Below are 3,548 nucleotides of genomic sequence, written 5' to 3'. Positions count from 1 at the left end.
TTTCCATTTGCTTTAACCAATGGATGATTAGAGGTAGATCATCTGCTCGTTCTGAAATCGTTCCTTTCAATAATATAGCTCTCTCTATTCATTGAATTTCAATAACAGCATACACTTTAGCTATTTTATTTCCCTAATCATTTTTGATTTAAGCGAACCGTGAGTCATAAGTTGTTGCCTCAACATCTCGATTGGATCGTGCAATAGTTGCTGGTTTTGTGGTTAATCTCTGTAACCAAGAGCGATCGCTCTTGCTCCCATTCCATCTGTCTTCGCGCAAGGGTACTCCCGTTAAACCTGAGAGCTAAACGTTGGGAGTAGGTCAACTTCCCGATATCTTCCCGATTATCCTGTTTGATCGAGAAAAATCAATAACTTTTACCTGAATAAATCCCGTTTTTTCTGCCGAGTATTTTTGCCATATTATTATCAAATCAAGATTACAGGGACTCGAACATGACTGCTACAACCTTCTCCCTTACCAAATTTATTGAAGAGATTCAACCATTCAATACATTGCCAGAATCAGCATTAACTCAACTTGGAGAACAATTAGAGCCAGTACGTTATCTTTTAGGAGAAAAGCTGTTACTACCTAAGAGAATATCAACTCATGTACTGATTATCTGTCGAGGAAAAGTACGTTTCTTAGGTTATGATGTGTGTCGAGAAAAAGTAGTAACCTTAGAGAAATTAGAATCAAAATCTCTGGTTGGTGCAAGCAGTCTAGTCAGAGAAGTATATAACGAAACAGCGATCGCATCTACCGATGTGGATTGTTTGGCATTACCGAGAGAAATATTTGAATCCCTCTTAGAAAAACACCATAACTTTGCAGCTTATTTTCGCAATCAGATTAGTTTAATTGAAATCTTTGAAGTCTTAGGGGCAGCATTAAATCGTCAAGCCGACGGCACAACCGATCTCAAACAATTAGCAATTCAGGCACAATCCCAAGCAATAGTTCGTTACTTCCCTCCTGATAAACCTACCGAATTAGACCCTAATTATCAATGGTATGTCAGTGGGGGAAAACTGCCCGCAGAAATCGAGGTTAACAGTTATTTTAATCCCGAACAGTGTAAATTATCCCGTCGTTCCAGTTCAATTCGTCTGTTAGGGATACCCGAATCAATCTTGGCTCAAACAGACTCAGCTTTTCCCGTGCCAGTTTCTCGGCAAACAATTGAATTTAATCCTGCATCTCAAGCAATAACTTCTCCTGAATTCCTCCCTACAATTAAAGAAGGCAAAGCTAACAAATATCCTTTCTTTCGTGGCAAAGGTACGGTGAAAGAAGCCCTAGCTTGTTTTCAAATGCTCTGCGATTACTTCCAAGTCAAATATCGCAAGGATATCGTGCAGAGAGTAGTCAATAATCAAGCCAAAACAGGAGCAATCGATCTTAATTTTTGTGGAGCAGTTACCGATTTACTGGGTTTACAAGTACAACAAATAACTATTCCCGTAGCCAAGATTCCCAGTATTCCTACACCCGCACTAATTGCTTATGAAGATAGCTTTGCGGTAATTTATCATACTTCAGCGACAGAAGTAGTCTTGGGTATTCCTTCCCGAGGAATTAAACACCGCCGTCTCGATACCTTTGCCGATATCTGGGGCAAATCAGGACAGATATTACTCCTCCAACCAAAAGCGGATACACCCAAACAAAAGTTTGGACTTTCTTGGTTTTTCCCCGCTATCATCCGTTATCGTCGGGTCTTAATTGAAGTTTTAATTGCTTCCTTTTTCGTGCAGTTATTTGGTTTAGTCAATCCCTTAATGACCCAAGTAATTATCGACCAAGTAATTGGAGGTAATAGTTTAGATACTTTGCACGTCTTCGGGGTTTTAATGGTGATTGTGGCATTGTTTGAAGCTTTATTGAGCAGTCTGCGCACCCATCTCTTTGCCGATACTACTAACCGTATCGATATGGGTTTAGCTTCCCAGGTAATAGATCGCTTAGTACGTCTGCCAATGGGCTATTTTGGCAAGCGTACTACAGGAGAATTAGCCACTAGAGTCCAAGAGTTAGAAAAAATCCGTTCTTTTCTCACTGGTACAGCATTAACCGTTGTTTTAGATGTGGTTTTCTCTGTTATCTATATCGGGGTGATGGTGTTTTACAGTCCCCTCTTAACTGCGACTGCTTTATCTGTCGTTCCTTTACTGATTATTCTAACGGCGATCTTTTCCCCGATTCTGCGTCGGCTGTTACGCCAAAAAGCCATCCGTCACGCTGCTACCCAATCTTATTTAGTAGAGGTGCTTAACGGCATTGAAACCGTTAAATCCCAAAACATCGAACTCAAAACCCGCATGGCATGGCAAGAGCGTTACGGTCATTTTATCTCGGCAGGATTTAAGGCGGTTAAACTCTCCGCAGTTAATAGTTCCCTCAATAGTTTTCTCAATAAACTATCAACTCTCTTGGTATTGTGGGTGGGTGCTTATCTAGTATTACAAAGCAAACTAACTCTAGGGGAATTAATCGCTTTCCGCATTATTGCTGGTTATGTCACTAATCCCTTGATGCGCCTATCTCAACTGTGGCAACAATTCTTAGAAACTGCTCTATCTATCGAACGTCTGGGAGATATTCTCAACCATACCGAAGAATCACCCCCAGAACAACAACGCAACTTACCCATGCCTCCCGTTACAGGTGCGGTAACTTATGAAGATATCTCTTTTAGCTTTGCTGGCAAAGGTTCACTACAACTCAAACAAGTCAATTTAGAAATTGAGGCTGGTTCTTTTGTGGGCATTGTGGGAGAAAGTGGTTCTGGTAAAAGCACCCTGATGAAACTTCTGCCCCGCTTTTATAATCCCATGTCGGGCAGAATTTTAATCGACGGTTACGATATTGCCAAAGTGGAACTCTATTCCTTGCGCCGTCAGTTAGGTATTGTCCCGCAAAACCCCTTACTCTTCGATGGGACAGTTTACGAAAACATCGCCCTCAATAGTCCCGATGCCAGTGTCGAAGCAATTACCGAAGCTGCTCAAATTGCTGCGGCCCATGACTTTATCATGAGTCTGCCCGAAGGTTATAACACTCCAGTTGGGGAAAGAGGTTCGACGTTATCGGGAGGACAAAGACAGCGAATTGCGATCGCTCGTGCCGTGTTGCAAAACCCCCGCTTATTAATCCTCGATGAAGCTACCAGTGCTTTAGATTATGACACCGAACAGCGAGTTTGTCGTAATTTAGCTCGCAGATTTCAAGGTCGTACCGTCTTTTTTATCACTCACCGCCTCAGCACCATACGCGATGCCGATTTAATCCTGATGATGACCAATGGTGTCATTGAAGAACGAGGTAGACATCAAGAATTAATAGCATTACAAGGTCGTTATTCCTGCCTTTATCAGTAAGTAAATGAGTTCGGAATGCTTACAACCCTTAGTTATCAGTGAACAATTAGCAATTAGCGAGTATTAACCATGAACAATCCACAATTAACCCTCAAAACCACCCCAGCTACATCAAGTAACCAACTGGCATTAATTGACGAAAGACAATTAACTCTCAATCCTCA

2 protein-coding genes are annotated in these 3,548 nt (G+C 41.6%); one reads left to right on the top strand and one right to left on the bottom strand.

Annotated elements, in window-relative coordinates; all coding sequences use genetic code 11:
• Window positions 1-148: 148 nt before the first annotated feature.
• A complete protein-coding gene (locus H1P_RS39130; protein ID WP_281291275.1) occupies window positions 149-280 on the bottom strand; it encodes a hypothetical protein in 132 nt (43 codons plus the stop codon).
• 176 nt (window positions 281-456) lie between these two features.
• On the opposite strand from H1P_RS39130, the gene H1P_RS31805 reads away from it, so the two are divergent.
• A complete protein-coding gene (locus H1P_RS31805) occupies window positions 457-3,384 on the top strand; it encodes a type I secretion system permease/ATPase (protein ID WP_144875258.1) in 2,928 nt (975 codons plus the stop codon).
• Window positions 3,385-3,548 lie beyond the last annotated feature (164 nt).

Origin of the sequence: Hyella patelloides LEGE 07179 (assembly GCF_900659865.1) — a bacterium.
Lineage (GTDB): Bacteria > Cyanobacteriota > Cyanobacteriia > Cyanobacteriales > Xenococcaceae > Hyella > Hyella patelloides.
This window is presented reverse-complemented; position numbering and strand designations above follow the sequence as displayed.